17 protein-coding genes and 1 pseudogene are annotated in these 16,471 nt (G+C 71.9%); 7 read left to right on the top strand and 11 right to left on the bottom strand.

Annotation, left to right across the window (positions count from 1 at the left end):
* Position 1 precedes the first annotated feature (1 nt).
* Positions 2-1,009, top strand: coding sequence for a LacI family DNA-binding transcriptional regulator (locus FHX75_RS01965; protein ID WP_154936368.1), 1,008 nt, complete (start codon positions 2-4; stop codon positions 1,007-1,009).
* Between the two features lie 363 nt (positions 1,010-1,372).
* A complete protein-coding gene (locus tag FHX75_RS01960; protein ID WP_154936367.1) occupies positions 1,373-2,089 on the top strand; it encodes an HD domain-containing protein in 717 nt (238 codons plus the stop codon).
* Positions 2,090-2,102: 13 nt separating this feature from the next.
* Here the strand turns inward: FHX75_RS01960 and FHX75_RS01955 are convergent, their stop codons facing one another.
* The 4 genes and pseudogenes from FHX75_RS01955 to FHX75_RS01940 all read right to left on the bottom strand — a co-directional run bounded on the left by FHX75_RS01955 (position 2,103) and on the right by FHX75_RS01940 (position 4,700).
* A complete protein-coding gene (locus tag FHX75_RS01955) occupies positions 2,103-3,086 on the bottom strand; it encodes an endonuclease/exonuclease/phosphatase family protein (protein ID WP_425463480.1) in 984 nt (327 codons plus the stop codon).
* Positions 3,087-3,202: 116 nt separating this feature from the next.
* Positions 3,203-3,746: pseudogene (locus FHX75_RS31375) on the bottom strand (transposase family protein); the annotation flags it as partial.
* Between the two features lie 47 nt (positions 3,747-3,793).
* Entirely contained in the window at positions 3,794-4,192 is a 399-nt protein-coding gene (locus FHX75_RS01945) for a barstar family protein (protein ID WP_154936364.1), read from the bottom strand.
* A 58-nt stretch (positions 4,193-4,250) separates the two neighbouring features.
* Positions 4,251-4,700: a ribonuclease domain-containing protein gene (locus FHX75_RS01940; protein WP_154936363.1), complete on the bottom strand. Its 450-nt coding sequence runs from the start codon at positions 4,698-4,700 to the stop codon at positions 4,251-4,253.
* A gap of 179 nt (positions 4,701-4,879) precedes the next feature.
* On the opposite strand from FHX75_RS01940, the gene FHX75_RS01935 reads away from it, so the two are divergent.
* Positions 4,880-5,407 carry a hypothetical protein gene (locus tag FHX75_RS01935; protein ID WP_154936362.1) on the top strand — a complete coding sequence of 176 codons (528 nt, stop codon included), beginning with the start codon at positions 4,880-4,882 and terminating at the stop codon, positions 5,405-5,407.
* A gap of 40 nt (positions 5,408-5,447) precedes the next feature.
* On the opposite strand, the gene FHX75_RS01930 is transcribed toward FHX75_RS01935, so the two are convergent.
* A complete protein-coding gene (locus FHX75_RS01930; RefSeq protein WP_154936361.1) occupies positions 5,448-6,245 on the bottom strand; it encodes a maleylpyruvate isomerase family mycothiol-dependent enzyme in 798 nt (265 codons plus the stop codon).
* A 243-nt stretch (positions 6,246-6,488) separates the two neighbouring features.
* Between FHX75_RS01930 and FHX75_RS01925 the strand changes: the two genes are divergently transcribed.
* Complete coding sequence (locus FHX75_RS01925) at positions 6,489-7,622, top strand: hypothetical protein (protein WP_211364294.1); 1,134 nt, start codon at positions 6,489-6,491, stop codon at positions 7,620-7,622.
* Between the two features lie 61 nt (positions 7,623-7,683).
* On the opposite strand, the gene FHX75_RS01920 is transcribed toward FHX75_RS01925, so the two are convergent.
* Positions 7,684-7,923, bottom strand: a complete 240-nt coding sequence (locus tag FHX75_RS01920) for a winged helix-turn-helix domain-containing protein (RefSeq protein ID WP_154936360.1) — start codon at positions 7,921-7,923, stop codon at positions 7,684-7,686.
* A 280-nt stretch (positions 7,924-8,203) separates the two neighbouring features.
* Here FHX75_RS01920 and FHX75_RS01915 point away from each other — a divergent pair, with 280 nt between their 5' ends.
* The gene (locus FHX75_RS01915; protein WP_154936359.1) at positions 8,204-8,464 is read left to right on the top strand and encodes a DivIVA domain-containing protein; all 261 of its coding nucleotides are present in this window, start codon (positions 8,204-8,206) and stop codon (positions 8,462-8,464) included.
* A gap of 243 nt (positions 8,465-8,707) precedes the next feature.
* On the opposite strand, the gene FHX75_RS01905 is transcribed toward FHX75_RS01915, so the two are convergent.
* The 3 genes from FHX75_RS01905 to FHX75_RS01895 form a co-directional block, all read right to left on the bottom strand.
* A complete protein-coding gene (locus FHX75_RS01905; protein ID WP_154936358.1) occupies positions 8,708-9,541 on the bottom strand; it encodes a PH domain-containing protein in 834 nt (277 codons plus the stop codon).
* 144 nt (positions 9,542-9,685) lie between these two features.
* Positions 9,686-10,009: a hypothetical protein gene (locus FHX75_RS01900; protein WP_154936357.1), complete on the bottom strand. Its 324-nt coding sequence runs from the start codon at positions 10,007-10,009 to the stop codon at positions 9,686-9,688.
* Positions 10,006-12,192 (bottom strand): EAL domain-containing protein, encoded by a 2,187-nt coding sequence (locus FHX75_RS01895; RefSeq protein ID WP_154936356.1) that lies wholly within the window; start codon positions 12,190-12,192, stop codon positions 10,006-10,008. The genes FHX75_RS01900 and FHX75_RS01895 overlap by 4 nt, the downstream gene beginning before the upstream one ends.
* A gap of 294 nt (positions 12,193-12,486) precedes the next feature.
* Between FHX75_RS01895 and FHX75_RS01890 the strand changes: the two genes are divergently transcribed.
* Entirely contained in the window at positions 12,487-12,972 is a 486-nt protein-coding gene (locus FHX75_RS01890) for a hypothetical protein (protein WP_154936355.1), read from the top strand.
* Positions 12,973-13,031: 59 nt separating this feature from the next.
* On the opposite strand, the gene FHX75_RS01885 is transcribed toward FHX75_RS01890, so the two are convergent.
* On the bottom strand, positions 13,032-14,834 hold the full coding sequence (locus FHX75_RS01885) for an ABC transporter ATP-binding protein (protein ID WP_154936354.1): 1,803 nt from the start codon (positions 14,832-14,834) through the stop codon (positions 13,032-13,034).
* 81 nt (positions 14,835-14,915) lie between these two features.
* Here FHX75_RS01885 and FHX75_RS01880 point away from each other — a divergent pair, with 81 nt between their 5' ends.
* Positions 14,916-15,344: a MarR family winged helix-turn-helix transcriptional regulator gene (locus tag FHX75_RS01880; protein WP_154936353.1), complete on the top strand. Its 429-nt coding sequence runs from the start codon at positions 14,916-14,918 to the stop codon at positions 15,342-15,344.
* A gap of 31 nt (positions 15,345-15,375) precedes the next feature.
* Here FHX75_RS01880 and FHX75_RS01875 read toward each other — a convergent pair whose 3' ends face one another.
* Positions 15,376-16,437 carry a DUF559 domain-containing protein gene (locus tag FHX75_RS01875; protein ID WP_246157523.1) on the bottom strand — a complete coding sequence of 354 codons (1,062 nt, stop codon included), beginning with the start codon at positions 16,435-16,437 and terminating at the stop codon, positions 15,376-15,378.
* Positions 16,438-16,471 lie beyond the last annotated feature (34 nt).

The following is a 16,471-nucleotide window of genomic DNA, read 5'->3' as shown; positions in this document are numbered from 1 at the left end:
ATTGGCGACGCTGGCCGATGTCGCCCGCCGTGCGGGCGTCTCCCCCGCCACCGCCTCCCGGGTCATCAACGGCAGCAGCAAGCCGGTCGCCGACGAGCTGCGCGAGCGCGTGCTGCGGGCCGTCGCCGACCTGCGGTACGTCCCGAACGCGCACGCCCAGCTGCTGGCCCGGCCGCAGCGCAGCGTGGTCGGCGTGGTGGTGCACGACGTCTCCGACCCGTACTTCGCCGAGGTGACCCGGGGCCTGCAACGGGTGGCCACCGACCGGGGCCGGCTGGTCATCATCTGCAACAGCTACCGCGACCCGGAGCGCGAGCTGGAGTACGTCGAGATGCTGCGGGGCCAGCAGGTCGCCGCCATCGTGCTGGCCGGCTCGGGCTACCACGACCCCGACTTCACCGCCCGGCTCACCGAGAAGCTGGCCGCGTACGAGGCGACCGGCGGCCGGGTAGCGGTGATCGGCCGGCACGAGCACCCCGGCGACGCGGTGATGCCGGCGAACGCCGACGGCGCGCGTCGGCTCGGCGCGGAGCTGCGCCGGCTGGGGCACCACCGGGTCGGCGTGATCGCCGGTCCCCGGGAGCTCACCACCACCAGCGACCGCCTCGCCGGGGTGGCCGAAGGGCTTGGTGCCGCGCTGCCGGCGGAGCGGGTCCGGTACGCCGACTTCACCCGCGACGGCGGCGCCCGCGCCGCGGACGAGCTGCTGGCCGCGGTGCCGGGGCTGACCGCGCTGGCCGCGCTGAACGACTCGATGGCGGTGGGCGCGCTGACCCTGCTGCGGGCCCGGGGCGTCCGGGTCCCCGAGGAGGTCTCCGTCGTCGGCTTCGACGACATGCCGGTGGCCGCCGACGTCACGCCCGCGCTGACCACCGTCCGGCTGCCCCTGGTGGAACTGGGCGCCCGCGCGATGACCCTGGCCCTGGAACCGGCCGTCGGCCGTCCCCGGGTCGAGGTGCTCCCCGCCGAACTCGTCCGCCGCGACAGCCTCGGCCCCGCCCCCGCCTGACCACCGGCCAGGGTCGGCGGCGGGGACGGTCAGACCAGCGCGGCCAGCCGGTCGATCTGCCGGGGGTCGGACAGCGCCGATCCGACCGCCGGCCGGCTCAGCGGCAGGATCACGTGCCGGAAGATGCCGAACGGGCTGGCGCGGTGGCCGACACCGGCGGGTGGCGGGAGGCCGGCGCAAACGGCGGGGAGCGGGGCCGGGGCCGGGGCGGCTGATCATGGCTCGGCTGATGGACGAGGCGGTCATCGACGGCACGCCGCACGGGACGGTCGTCGGCTGGCCAAGCGGCTCTCCGGCACCGCCTGAGGTCGCGTACGCGACGGCCGGGTCGGGCCGGTAGTGAAGATCGGCTATAAGTGGTGCATGGAGTTCCCGCCGTACCTCGCCACCATGCCGATGCACGCGATCACCGAGATCCACGGCGAACCCGGCCTGCTGGAACGGTTCCGGCTGGAGATCCGGGCGTTCGACCCGGCCGCGCGGGAACGGCTCGGCGCCGCCCTCGACCTCGCCGCCGAGCTGCACCGCGACGACCGGCGGGTGCGCGAGCCGTACCTCAACCACCTGCTGCGGGTGGCGATCCGGATGATGCACCACTACCAGGTGCGCGACGTGGACGTGATCGTCGCCGGCCTGCTGCACGACGCGGTGGAGGACCATCCGGGCGAGCTGGCCGGCACCGATGTCGCCGACCCGACGGCGGCGGCGCTGGCCACGCTGGCCGCGCGCTTCGGCCCGCGGGTCGCCCGGCTGGTCGCCGCGGTCACCAATCCGGAGTACGACCCGGACCGCGACCGCAACGCCCAGTACCGGGAGCACGTGGCGGCCAGCCTGGACCGGGAGCCGTGGGCGCGGGTGATCAAGGTGTCCGACTTCACCGACAACGGGGTGGGCGTGGTCTACACCATCGGGCCGAAGGTGGCCCGCTCGGCGGCGAAGTACCGACCGCTGGTGCCCGTCTTCCGCGACCTGATCAGCCGGCCCGACACCCCGCTGTCGGCGCCGGTGAAGCGACACATCTTCGCCCAGCTGGACCTGGCCGAGGAGCGGTTCAGCGCGATCCTCGACAAGCCCAACTAGCTTGACGCGGTGTTCACCAGCTGATGCTGGCCGCCACCGGCAGGTGGTCGCCGCCGGTGGCCGGCAGCACCCAGGAGCTCTCCGGCTTCACGCCGCGGACCAGGATCTGGTCGATCCGCACCACCGGGAACTTCGCCGGCCAGGTGAAGCCGAAGCCTTTGCCGGCCTCGCCCTGGGCCGAGCGCAACTGCGAGGTGATGCTGGCGAACACGCGGTCGTCCATGGTGCCGTTCAGGTCGCCGAGCAGCACCACCCGCTCGTTCCGCTCGGCGGCGATGGCCTCGCCGAGCGCCTGCGCGTTTCTATCCCGATGGGCCGTCCAGAAGCCCGCCCTGGGATTCACCCGTACGGACCCCAGGTGGGCCACATACACCGCCAGCGGCCCCTGGTCCGTGGCCACCGTGGCGCGCAGCGCCCGGTTGTAGGCCATCTTGATGTCGACCGGCTTGGTGGCCGCCAGCGGCCCGGCGTCCATCTGGATGTCGACCGGCTGAGTGTCCGACAGCGGAAGCTTGCTCCACAGCCCGACCGTGCCCTGCACCGTGTGGTACGGGTACGCCTTCGCCAGCTCCTTCTCGTACGTGCCCGTGGCCTGCGGGGTCAGCTCCACCAGGGCCAGCACGTCCGCACCGGAGGCGGCCAGGTCGCGGGCGGTGCCGGCCGGGTCGGGGTTGTCGGCGTTGACGTTCTGCTCGGCCACGGTGAGGTCGCCGCCCAGGCGGGACTTGTCGCCAAGCAGCCCGCCGAAGAGGTTCAGCCACACCACGGCCGGCAGCAGCAGCGCGGCCACCGCGGAGGCGGAACGACGCCATAGCGCCCCGATCAGCAGTACGGGGATGAACAGACCGAACCACGGCAGGAAGGTCTCCACCAGGCTGCCGAGGCCCCCGCGGTCCGTGATCTGCGCGTGCAGCAGCAGGATCAGGCCGAGCAGCAGCGCCAGCGCCGCGAGCACCAGGCCGCGCTTCCAGGGGCTCGGCCGGGAGGCGGCGCGTATCGCCCGGCGGATGCGCGCGCGCCAAGTCCCGACGCCGGTATCCCGGCGGCCGGCGTCGCCCTGCCCGGTCTCCGCCGTGTCCACCTGCGTGATCGTCTGCCCTCGCTCACCGCCGGTCACTGCTGCATCCTATTGTGATCAACGGGTTGTCCGGGTGAGTCTTCGATCCAGATCACCGAGGCGCGCAGGTGGAGGCCGGCGAGCCAACTCTCCGGGGTCTTGTCCTAGCGGGTTGCGATGCCTCGCCAGGCCTTGAGCTTCTTGATCGGCCGCTCGACGGTGTTCCGCTCCTTGTACAGGGCTGCGTCGTGGCTGACGGGCCGACCGGGCCTGGCGCCTTCGGCGGCGAGGTGGACCTTGCTGGTCTGCCCGCCCCGCGAGCGTCCCAGGAGGGCGGCCTTCAGCCGGAGCTTTCGGCGGAGCTTTCGGCGGAGCCGAACGCGTCGTCGCTCCTCCCGTTCGGGATCCGCTTCGGCGTCTCCCCCCTCTCTTCTTCGAAGCCGCCTCCTTTGACCTGGCCTTCTCGCGGTGGTGGAGTCGATGCTGACCTGGGACAGGTCCACCTCGCCCCGCTTCGCGGCTTCCGGTCAGGCCCTCCAGCCGGGCCTCATACACGCCGGGGTCACGCCATTGGCGGAAGCGGTTGGAGACGGTCGACCAGGCGTCCGCCCGGCCGCCCGCCGGTGGCCCGGGCTCCGGCCCGCGGTTCAGGTCCGCGCGGTGGCGACGCGGCGGCGTAGCGCGGGCAGCCGCTCGCCGGTGGTGCGCAGGACGAGCCGGAACGGGTACCGGCCGTGCGACCACACGTCGTCGCAGACCTGGAGCAGGGTGGCGAACTGTCCGGGCGGCTCGTCGGCGAGGAGCTGCTCGGCGTCGTCGACGCGCAGGGCGAGCGGGCCGGCGTCGTCTCGGTCGAGCAGGCAGTCGGCCAGCGCGTCCCAGTTGCGCCCGAACCACTCGGGCAGGTCGAGGGCCTGCGCGAGCAGCCCGAACAGGTCCGCGCGACTGCGGGCGTCGGCGCCCGGCACGACCACCGTGCCGGCGGTCGGGTCGGCGATGGGTTCGGCGGTCAGCTCCAGCCACGGTGGCAGGTCGGGCACGTCCATCCGGTCATCCTCCCCGGTTCGGTCGGGCCGGCTGGTCCCCGGCCCGACCGCTGCCCGCTCAGAGTCGGTAGAAGTTCGCGTAGTGGTCCGGCGAGAACCAGGTGACGCCGGTGCTCCGGTTGACCACGATCCGGTACGCGTCCCGGGGGGCCCCGTACGCCCGGGGGTAGACGTCGTACTCGTGGTAGGTGGCGTTGGCGGGAAGCTGGCCCTCCCGGTTGTAGAACTGGCCGCCGGCGAAGTTGTAGCGCCCGCCGCTCCAGGTGTACCAGCCCCGGCTGGTCGGGAAGCCCTTGGCGGCCCAGCCGGACCGGGCGGTGCGGGCGTCCGCGCAGCGGGTCATCGTGCACGAGCTGTAGACCGCGGCGGACGCGGAGTCGGTGAGCGACGGGGTCACCACGGACGGGCCGACGAGCGCCCCGGCGACCATGGCGGTGAGCAGGGCGAACGTGCCGACCAGGCGGCGCAGGCGGGTGAGCGGGGCGGGCGGGGTGGCGAGGATGGTCATCGGGCCCTCCGGATCACGAGGCATCGATTGATCTCGACCTCCAGTGTCCGGCCCGACCGGCGCGGACGAGAAGCCCCCGGCACCCGAATTCGTCCACAACGGTCGGTGACGTCGCGGTGCCGATGGCGCCCCAGTCCGCCGCTGCCCGCGATCTTGAGGCCTTCCCGACGGGTGGCACCATGTCTCTCATGGACTGGATGCCGTTGCTGAGCACCGGAGCGGGCGCCATCATCGCGCTCTCCGGCAGCTTCCTGGTCGACCTGCGGCGGGAACGGGACACCCGGGACCGGGACCGGGACCTCGACCGGTGGCGCACCTGCATCGACTTCGCGCTCGCCCTGGGCACCGCGCACAGCATGCTGCGCAACGCCGCCGCCGGTGACCGCGCCGCGACCACCCGGGCGATGAGCGAGTCCGGGGCGTACCAGGAACGGGAACGGCTGCTGATGTCCGGCACGCCGGAGCTGGTGGTGGCGGGCGAGGACGCGTTCCACCGGCTGGTCGACATGCAACGGCTGATCCGCGCCGGCGAGGACGTGCGCACCGACGCCGGGCACGAGGCGTACCACCGGTTCGCCGAGAAGCTGTGGACGTTCCGGATGGCGGTGCGCCGGCACTTCGGGCACCGGGCGATCGATCCGGGGACGCTGGACCGCAAGGACTGGTCCGAGCGCAACGAGTGCGTGTACTGCGGCGCCGCCGCCTGACTGATCGTCTCAGAATGAGTTGAGCTGCGGGTCTGCGGTCCTACTCATCCGGTTCCCAGGCTATGAGCAGGTCGAAGAGACGTCGGTCGCCGTCGAGCTTCAGGGAGTCCATCGGAATGCGGCCGTAAAAGGCCAGAACCAGCTCACTGGCCGTGCCTCGGGCGGAGGCGTCGGCCGCGTCCGGGTCCTCGCCGGCAGCGATGGCGGGCATTGTGCCGGGGGCGGGCAGGCGGGCGGCCCGTGAGCCGTCGGCGGAGAGCCAGTTGCGCCAGGAGCGGCCCTCGGTGGCGTGGTAATCGACGGCAGCGGGCTCGTACGGCCAAGCGGCCGTCGTTGCGCAGCAGGTGGACAGGAACTCCTCGACACCGTCGAGTGCCACCTCGTCCGGCAGCGGCTGCGGGGCGCCCAGGGTGACCTGAGCGTCGTAGGTGTGCACTGCGATCTCCTGGAGCTGGTGCCGGGCGACGGCACCGCAGGTCTGCGGTGACTGCGACGTACCCCACCACGTCCAGCACCCGCGATCCGGGCCAGCCTCCCGCAATGCGTCCAGTAGCTGCTGCGTCGATGCGGCCAACCAGGCCAACAGGGCCTCGCGCTCCCGAGGCGCGGCCGGGCCCTCCGATGCGGCCTTGGCCGAGGCGGTCGGCCCTGCGGCGACGGTGGCGGCCCAGGAGCGGCGCCCCTCGCCCAGGTGCTGCACCAGATCGAACAGCGTCCACTCGGGGCAGGTCGGCACCTGCACGTCGAGGCTGGGCGCGGAGGCGACCGCGGCGCGGAAGGCGGTCGACCGTTCGTCGATCAGCCGCAGCAGAACGGGGAACTCCAGGGTCTTATCCACTCCGGCTGTCTAGCACCGTCCTCCGGCAAAGGGACAGCGAATTTCGCAGCCGACGCGGCGGGCGCGCGGCCGCACGCCCTCGGATGAGGCGGTGTCCTCATTCTGAAAGCGTGCTCCGGACGTGGTGTCCCATTCCTGTCATTGACAGTCGAACCTGCCGCTGGCAAGACTTGCCCTCTCCAGAGCCGCGCTGCACCACCGACACGCCGATATCCGTGCACTGTGCTGCGGGAAGGACTGCTGATGCTGCAGCTCATGCTCTGCGGGGCACAGGACACCAAGCGCGTCCGCGATGAATTCGCCGCGGTCGTCAAGGGATTCGGCGCCGAGGTGTGGCACTACCTGTCCGGCGAAATTCTGTACCTGAACCATGCGAATGCCAGCTGGGAAACCAACTCGCGCGACACGGTCCGCAGCGCGGACCTGTGCGTGTTCGTGATCGTCGAGAGGTACGGCTCGGTCACGTGGCAGACCGAGCTGCGGGAGGCGCTGTCCACCGGCAAGCCACTCATCGTGCTCTGCCTGGACGAGACCTACGAGACGTACCGAACGTTGACCCGCAACGTCCCGCTCGCCGCGGTGGAGGACGAGGGACGCCGACGCTTGATCGAGACCATGCACGAGGTGGAGTCCGAGCGGCAGCTGACCATTGTCCCGTTCTCGTACGGAACCTTCGGCGACGTGCTGCGCCGGCAGTTGTCGACCCTGTTCAAGGTCGGGCTGCGTCACGTCGAGATGCGCAACGAGCGCATGGCGGCAGCACGGATGGTCCACGAGCCTGCCCGACTCACCCGCTCCGAACTGATGACGCTCGCGGAGGTCGCGGTCGACGAGACGGAAGACAAGATTCCCCGAAAGCAGGCAATACGCGCTCTCGCAGCGCGGGGAGCCACCGACGAGCAGCTGGTGCTGGATCTGCTCGCCAGCATGGAGCAGGGCGTCCAACGGCTCACGATCGAGCTGCTGCCACAGCTGTACACCACCCGACCGGCCGACCCCGACTTCCTCGCGCACTGCATCGGCGTGGCCAACCGCTCGTCGGACGTCGGAGTAACCCGGCGTCTCATTCCGGCGCTGCTCGAGATCGACCTTTCCGCCGCCGTGGAAGCGATGGTGACGCTGGACCTGGTGGAGTCCGGTGCCCGCCGCCGGATGTTCGAGACGCTGGAGACCTTCGCGCAGCACTTGACCGATCCCACGGTGGTCGAGGGAGTGCGGGCTCTGCTCGGCCGCTGCCTGACCGCCGAGTCCGAGGCGGACTGGAAGGCCCGATGCCGGGCCTGGCATGAGCGGCTGTCCTCGAATCGGCAGCGGGATGACAGCGCGCCGGGGGACGATCCGGGCCCGGACGACGACCGGGAAGACCGCTCGTCCTAGCTCGACCTGTCCCTCTCCCCGACCGGAGCCCCCTTGCCGAACGAGGCGGCGGCCGGCGGTCTCAGGGTTCGCGCATCCAGGTCTTCGGATCGGTCACGAAGACGCCTTTGCCCTGCTGTCGTCGGATGACCCGCAGGGCCTCCAGCCGGGCGTAGGCCATCTGCACGGTTCCGTGGCTCACCCCGTATTTGTCGCGCAGCTGGCTGATCGAGGGCAGCCTGTCCCCCGGGTTGAGCCTCTTGGTCCTGACGTCGGCGATCACATCGTCGGCGATGCGCCAGTAGTCCGGCACTTCTCGCATGGCACTCCTCGCGTGGCAACCCGATTCGATCACAACGCGACGCGCCCAACAAGCAGCGTTGACTCATCTGACTGTTCTAGCTATGTTGCTGGTGAGCCGCTCCTCGCGTGGCAACGGGTTCGGCTCATCCCCCTGGTCGGGGCGGGTGCGCGTGCCCGTCCCGACCCACCGGACCGCTGCGCTGCCGTACCGCTGATTAAAGCTGCGGCGGCGGGGCCGGCGGGCCGCGCGCGGCCGGCGTGCGCGCGGCCCGCCCTTCCAGACCCGCGAGAGGACGCCCGTGACCGAGCTGTATCCCGGCGGCGCCCCGGCCCGGCCGACGCCGCACGAGGTCCGCACGCACGCTTTCCCGCCGCGCCGCGACGGCGTCGACCCCGATCAGGTACGCCGGTTCCAGGCCGTGGTCGCCGACGAGCTGACCGACCTGCACCAGCGGGTACGCGAGCTGAGCCAGGAGAACGAGCGGCTCAGGCGGGCGGTGCGCGACTGGCGGACCGTGCATGCCCGGGAGTGCCAGCCACCGAACTCCGGCCCCTGGTGAACGACCGCCCCTCCCCCGGCGACCTGCTCGTCGTCGACGGCCGAGCATCCGTGCAGTTCGGCGGGGACCGCGCCCTGCTGCTCCGGGTCGTCTCGGTCGGCTCGGACGAGCCGTACCCGGGCTGGATCTGGCTGGCCGGGTACGTGCTGGACCGGCGGGGCCGGGCGACCGCCCGGCGCGAGGTGTACGTGCAGCTCGCCGGCCTCCGCCCCGCGGGTCAGCCGTCACCGCCCCCGACCAGCGCTAGAGCCGCGACAGGATCTCCGCCTTCTTCGCGGCGAACTCCTCCTCGGTGAGGATGCCCGCGTCGCGCAGCTCACCGAGCTGGCGGAGCTGCGCGATGGGGTCGACCGGCGCGGGCGCCGCCGCCGGCGCCGGGGCGGCGGGCGGTGCCGGGGCGGCGGGCGGCACCGGCGTGCCGGGCAGGCCGGAGTAGTGCCGGGTGTTGCTCCGCTGCTGCTGAGCCAACCGCGCGGCGTGAGCGGTGTCGTTGATGACCGCCACCGCCTCGCGGGGCTGCGGGATGTCCTCCAGGACCACCAGCTCGACACCGTTGGAACGCTGCACCTTGACCACCACGCTGCCGAGCCCGCGGGCCTTCTGGGTGATGGACTGCCGCAGGTCCACGTCGATCACGTCGCCGATCGGCACCTGCTGCGCGTTGGTCGAGAGGAATCCCCGCTCGAAGTACAACATGGTCTCGGTCAGCTTGTACCGGCCGCCGCCGATCCCGGTGAGCGGCTGCCCGACCGCGGCCCAGAGCACACCGGGCTCCAGCGGGGCCGGCCCCTGCGGCGGGGGCGAGACCGGCACCGTGCTCATCGGCACCGTGCTCACCGGCACCGGGGTCACCGGCTGCGGCTCCACCAGCTCGGCGGGGCTCTGCGCCACGACGGCGTCGGCCGGTGCGCGCATGGCGGGCAGGTTCGCGGGGCCCGGCGCCACGGCGTCGTCGACGTAGAGCTGCCACCCCACCGGGGGCGGCGGCCACGTCGGATCCGGCTGCCAACCGGCCGGCGGCAGCCAGCCCTCGGGTGCCGGCGGCCAACCCGGTGGAGTATTGAATCGCAACGCCATGACGATGCCGCACCTCGTTGAATCGCTGTTCAGGACCGGTAGAGACTAGCCGGGCCGGCACCCGCGCAGCTCCGCCGAACGACCGATCCACCTGCCCCCGCTCGGGTCGCCGGATCGGCTCGGCCCCTGCCTGGTCGGCGCGGCTCAGGGCTGCTCGTCGAGCAGCGGTCTCAGCTGATCCAACAGCTCGGACCTGCGGACGTTGCGGGGCAGGTCGATTTTCAGGTCGATTCCCGGGCCCTTCACCGTCAGCGTCACCGACTGCTGCGGCTCCCGAAGCCGCCAGTTGCGGATCGCGGCCACCAGGTTCTCCATCTGGGGCTGCAACGTGGCGAGGGTTGCCAGGTTCGCGGCGACGCTGACGCCCTCAATGGCGAGGGTCAGCGCCGACAGGTCCCGGACCCCCTCGTACGGCAGCGCAACCTCGTCCAGCACCTCGGGCGGTAGCAACAACTTGATACTGGTCAACGCTCACCCCTCACCATCGCAGCGATACGTTCCCGGTCGGTGGGGCTCAACGGCCGCAACGACGTCGATGCCGTCTCACCGCAGAAATAGCCCTGGACGTGGTGGATGCCGAGGTCGTAGATCTGCTTCAGCGGCACCGGCGCGTCATCGTCGAAGCCCTCGACGATGACCGGTCGGGGGCTGGACGCGTCGCCCCGGTCACTGGCGTAGCGCGCGACCTGGACCACCAGACCGAGTTCCTCCAGGGCCAGGTGATGGTGCAGCACCGCCCGGTCGACCTTGATCTGGGTCAGCGGCAGCTCCGCCATCCGCGCCAACGACGAGTAGCCGACGCCGAAGTCGTCCACCGCGAAGCTGATCCGCAGCTGGCGGGCCAGCGCGGTGAGACGCTGGTGGAAGTAGGTCAGCGGCCGCTGCATCCAGTCCTCGCCCGGCCCGGGTGCGATCTCGTCGTGCTCGGAGATCTCGAGGGTGACGGTCCGCGCCTTCAGATCCGCGTCGGTCAGCGCGCGGGCGACCTGGGCGATGTAGGCATCGCTGAGCAGCGAGCGGACCGCGACGTTCACCGAGAGAGGTTTGGTCCCCTCCCAGGGCGAGGCGGCATCGGCCTTGGCGTACGAGTCGACCGCCTTGGCGAACAGCAGGCCGTCGCGTTCGATGATGAAACGGTCACCCCAGGCGTGTGCCATCTGCAGCGCGGTCACAGGCGCCACGGACTCGTTCTCCCGCCGCCGGGCCAACGCCTCGTAGCTGTGGATGCACACGCCCGCCGCGCGCACGTCCAACTCCACCACCGGCTGGAAGACGACGGTCATCGAGTCGATCAGCTTCTGGTAGAGGCTGAACGCGTGCTCGTAGAGCGACGACGGCAACCGACCGAAGGACGTACGCAGGGCGGTCATCACCTGCATCTCCGTCAGGAGCGGATCGTCGGGAAGGTTGGAGCTCCAGACGGCTTCCAGCATGACGGCCAACGGCTCGCCCATGTCCAGCGCCGCGAGCGCCGGGTCGACGATGACCAGGGTGTGCGGTCGATCCGGGGAGGGCAGCCGTACGCAGAGCACCCGCCGCCCGGCGTCGTCGGAGACGACGTGCCCGGGTGACGAGGACCGGGCCAGGGTGGCGTCGGCCGCGCTCAACTCCAGCAGCGGATGAAGCTCGTCCTTGTCGAACCGGGAGGTGAAGCTCATCGCGCGGATGCCAGACGGCGAGAAGTCGACCACGGCGACGGAATGGGCGTCCAGGGCGTACCGGATCACCTCGGCCTTGGTCGCCTCGACGGCTTGGCGGGCCCGGGGAGCGAGCAGGGCTTCGGAGCGGAACAGGCGCCCCAGCAGCTGGCTGATGGAGCTCGACAGGTCGTCGAGCGGGTTCTTGCAGGGCCGGCTGGTGCCGGCGAGGGCGGGCGCGCTCAACGGCCGCCGGTCGTGCCGGGGCACCGGAGGTTGGGTGAGGACCGTCGTCGGTCCCCACATCTGCACGAGTTGGACCGGTGGCGGCTGGATTCCCTGTTCGGCCACGAAGGTGGCCATCTGGGCGAAGGACACCCGCCCGTTGCCGTCGGCCGCCTCGCCGCTCAGCGCGCGGAGCAGGTGATGGGTCAGCACGCCGTGCCCATGCTCCTCGCTCTCCCTCGCCGCCGACCCTTTCGGGCACGCCATCAGGGCGCTGTGTCGGTCGACCTGCGTGCGGTAGGTCTGCATGGCCTCCGCGTGCCGCAGGTCGGCGTCGAGGTACGTGCCGGCGTGGCAACAGTCGAGGATGAGGAACGAGGTGCCGGCGAACGCCTCGAACACGTCGCGTTTCAGGAACGCCATCCGGAGGCCGTTGTCCGGCTCGCTGAGCAGCGCGTCGGGATCGAGGTCGGCGGTGACGAGGTAGGCGTCGGGCTGGGTGCTCCACTCGGGCCGCAGAGCGTGCCCGGCGAAGTAGACCAGCAGCACGTCGGAGGGGCCCGCGTCGAGTGTCAGCTCCCGAAGCCGCCGCTTGATGTCGCGCCAGGTGGCCTTCGCGCCGACGTACAACTCGACATCACCGGGGTCGAACGTTCCGACCTCCCGGTCGAGCAGGACGTCGCTCATCGCTCGGGCGTCGCTCTCCGCGTAGCGCAGCGGCGGAAGCTGGAGGTCGTACCCGCACTGGTTCACTCCGATCAGAACTGCCCACCGCTGGATCGGCTTCATTGAGGACCCCCGGGACGAACGCCGCGCAGCTACGGTAAGAAATCGGAGCAATACTCGCGGTCACCCTATCGGATCTTCAACCCCGGTGGGCAGTCGGAAATGTGTCAAGTCCGGAAAGGACCGGAGCGGCCCACGTCGCCGCTGCCGGAAGAGCACCGGGTCGCCGTCCGGGTCGCTCACCCGGCACTCGCCTCCGCACCGCGCCACCCACCCGTGCGAGACGCGTGGATCGAGTATCCGAGATCGGCTTTTCGCGGACCCCCACGGGGGCGCCGGCACCCCTACGATGCGGCCATGCCCCTCTCCGCCGCACCAAGTCCCGATACCGCCCACTGGACGCCGCCGCGACGGCCGGAGTGCTCCTGCCCGGAGCACGAGGACGACCTCGCCGACCTGGTGCTGCCCTCCACCGAGCCCGGCGAGCCGCCGATGACGCTGCCCGATCTCGTGGCCGCGAACGCCCTCGGCGTCCTGCTCGCCGAACCACGCGACCGATGGCTGGAGGTACACGACGAGTCGGACTCGGGGCCGGCGCGCCTGGGCCCCTTCCACTGGGGTCTGTGGCTCGGCGACGAGGCCCGGTCGTGCTACGACGACGACTCGGAGCGGTCGCTGGACCAGGCGCTGCTGGACCGTCCGGGCATCGAGCGGGTCGAGTGGATGGAACGCGAGGAGTTCCTGGTCGGCGCCCCCACCCTCTGCGCGAGCGGGCTGATCGCCGCCATGGCGCGCGCCCTGGCCGACCCCCGAGTACGCGCCGCCGGACCGCCGACCGCCTAGGCCCGGCCGACGCAGCCGGACCGCGTCGACGCCGTCGGACCGCCGCTGACGTCGCCGGGTCAGCGGGCGAGCGCCGCGTAGCGCCCGTCGCGGTCGATCAGCATGTCGTGGGTGCCGGACTCGACGATGCGCCCGTGGTCGACCACGGCGATCTGGTCGGCGTCGCGCACGGTGGAGAGCCGGTGCGCAATCGTGATCACGGTACGACCTCGGGCGAGCTGGTCGAAGGCCCGCTGCACCGCCCGTTCGGTCTCGGTGTCCAGGGCGCTGGTGGCCTCGTCCAGCACCAGGATGCGTGGGTCGCGCAGCAGCGTGCGGGCGATCGCCAGGCGCTGCTTCTCCCCGCCGGAGAAGCGGTGCCCTCGGGAGCCGACCACGGTGTCGTACCCGTCGGGAAGGCCGGCGATGAGGTCGTGGATCTGCGCGGCGCGGGCCGCGTCCTCGATCTCGGCGTCGGTGGCGTCGGGCCGGGCGTACCGGAGGTTGTCCCGCACGGTGGTGTGCAGCAGGTAGGTCTCCTGGCTGACCACGCCCACCACGGCCGCGAGGTCGGTCAGCCGCAGGTCGCGCAGGTCGACGCCGTCGATGGTGATCCGCCCGCTGCCGGGGTCGTGCAGGCGGCTGACCAGGGCCGCGAGGGTGCTCTTGCCGGAGCCGGTCTCGCCGACGAGCGCCAGGCTGGTGCCGGCCGGCACGTCCAGGGTGATCCCGGCGACGGCGGCGGTGTCGCTGCCCGGGTAGCTGAAGGTGACGTCCTCGAGGCGCAGGTGGCCGCGGACCCGCGCCGGGTCGATCTCGACCGGCTGCGCCGGGTCGTCCACCTCGACCGGGAGGTCCAGGTACTCGAAGATCCGGGCGAAGAGCGCCAGCGACGCGGTCAGCGAGACGCCGACGTTGAGCAGCCCCATCAGGGGGCGGAACAGCCCGCCCTGCAGGGCGGTGAAGGCGACCAGGGTGCCGATGCTGAGGGTACCGGCGGTGCCGGGCAGGCCGGCGCTGAGGTAGATGACCGCCGGGATGGCGGCGAAGATGACCGTCATCGTGGCCATCCGCCAGCGCCCGGCCAGCTCGGAGCGGAGTTCGAGGTCGACCAGGCGGGCCGACGAGGTGGCGAACCGGGCGATCAGCGCGGCGCCGGCGCCGAGGGTCTTGCTGAGCTGCACGCCGCTGATCGACAGCCCCTCCTCGATGGTGACGTTGAGGTCGGCCAGTTCGCGCTGGCGCTGGCCGGTGATCTCGCGGCGCATCCGGGCCACCTTGCGGGTCAGCCAGATCGCCGGGGGCAGCACCAGGAGCGAGACCAGGGAGAGCCGCCAGGAGAGCGCCACCATGGCGACCGCGGTGGCCACCACCGTGGTCAGGTTGGCCGCGATCGAGGTGGCGGTGGAGGTGACGACGGTCTGCATGCCGCCGATGTCGTTGGTGATACGGGACTGCACCTCGCCGGTGCGGGTGCGGGTGAAGAACGCGATCGACTGGCGGTGCAGGTGAGTGAAGACGTCGGTGCGCAGCCGGTGCATCACCAGCTGGCCGACGCGCGTGGAGATCCAGGTCTGCACGACGCCGAGCACGGCGGTCACGGCCGCGACCGCGACCATGCCGACGACCAGCCAGACCAGCAGGGTCAGGTCGCGCTCGGGCAGCGCGCGGTCGATCACGGCACGCAGCAGGAACGGCGTGGCCATCGCCAGCACCGACGAGACCACGATGATCACGGTGATGGTGGCCAACTGCCAGCGGTACGCGGTGAAGAGCCGGCCGATGCGGCGCAGCGACACGTCGCGGGCCTGGGCCTTTTCGGCGGCGGAGACGGTACGGGGGGCGCCGCCGCGGCCCTCCCGGTGGGTGGGGGTCGGGTCCAAGGAGTGCCTCTTCCTGTCGGGGTTATTGCTGAGGTTACCTCATCATGAGGGAACAACAGGAGTTTCTGCTACCGTATTCCCGTGGACGCCGACGAGCGCGAGGCGCACGACGAGAGCCTGGCCGAGCTGTTCTGGGCGGTGGCCCGCCGGCTGCGCCACCAGTCCCGGCAGACCCTCGAACCGTGGGAGATCAACCCCGGTCACGCCCGCGCCCTCGCCGTGCTCGGCCGGCACGGGCCCATGCGGCTCAGCGCGCTCGCCGACCACCTGCACATCGCGCCCCGCTCCACCACCGAGGTCGTCGACGGCCTGGAGGAACGCGGGCTCGTCGCGCGCCACCCCGACCCGGCCGACCGGCGCGCGACCCTGGTCACGCTGACCGACGAGGGTACGCGGATCGGCGCAGCCATCCGCGCGGCCCGCACCGCCGAGGCGGACCGCTTCTTCGGTCACCTCTCCCCCGCCGACCACGCGCACCTGACCCGCATCCTCCGCACCCTCCGCGACTGACCCGTCCGTCCACGCTTCAGCCGTCCGCGCTTCAGCCCTCCGCTCGGCGGCTGGCGAGGATCGCCAGCACCTCGCGGCGCACCGCGTCGGTCTCGTGCACCAAACGGCGGTGGGCGAAGCGCACCACGAGGATGCCGGCGGTGGCGAGCAGCGCGTCCCGCCGCAGGTCGACCTCGCGTTGTCGCCGGTCACCGTGGGTCGCGGCGCCGTCGAGTTCGAAGTCGACCCGCTCCCGCTCGGCCCAGACGTCCAGGTACATCGTCCGGCGACCGACGACGATCCGCGTCTGCCGTTGGAACGCCGGCATCCCCGGGCCGGTGAAGACGTGGTCGTGACCCCAGATCTCCAACGGGCTGCGGCAGCCGGCATCGAGCTTTGCCAGCAGCGTCCGCAGCTCGGCGCGACCGGCGAGGCGCGGCACACGGTCGAGGGCGGCGGCGATGCGCTGCGGTGTGGTGAGCCGATCGTTGACGGCACGGATCACCGCTGCGGGGCGGTCCGCGGCGGGCAGCAGCGGCCACGCGTCGACCAAAGCCTGCTCCAACCGCACCACCGGCATCCCCGCCCGCACCACCACCTGGGGCGGCCCCAGCACCAGTCCCCGCCGATGGTGCACGACGAGGTGCGGCCGGCCACGCAGAGCCGAGTCCGCCGGCACGTCGAGGTGTACCGGCTCCGCGTCGGGCTGCCGGCGTAGCTGCCACACGTCGAGGGCGGTCGGGCCGCCCAACGCCCCCCGCCCGTCGACGTAGGTGATCGCCGCTCGCTTCCTCGTTGCCCCATCGAGCCGCGCGAAGGCGAGAGCCGGGCTGCCCGAGGCCGACCCGCCCCACCCGGCACTCAATCGACGCCGAGCCAGCTCGCCGGTCGAGCCCGGACGGCCTGCCTCGACCATCCCGCCCGACGGAGCCACCTCCGAGGGCGCGCTGAGGCCGAGCAGCCCGGCGTCGACGTAGACGCCGGGCAGCACGCGCAGCAAGGCCCCGGAGCGGCAGGCCCGCCACAGCGCCGACTCCGAGGCGACCCGGGTCGCCGCCCCTCGGCTCACCACACCCCCGCTGCGATCGAGCAGCACCCGCAGCACCCCATCCACCCACCGAACGCTGCCAACCGCCCCCACCCACCGC

Source organism: Micromonospora palomenae, assembly GCF_007829925.1.
GTDB classification, from domain to species: domain Bacteria; phylum Actinomycetota; class Actinomycetes; order Mycobacteriales; family Micromonosporaceae; genus Micromonospora; species Micromonospora purpureochromogenes.
The sequence above is the reverse complement of the archived record's forward strand: the minus strand, read 5'-3'. Positions and strand labels throughout refer to the sequence as shown.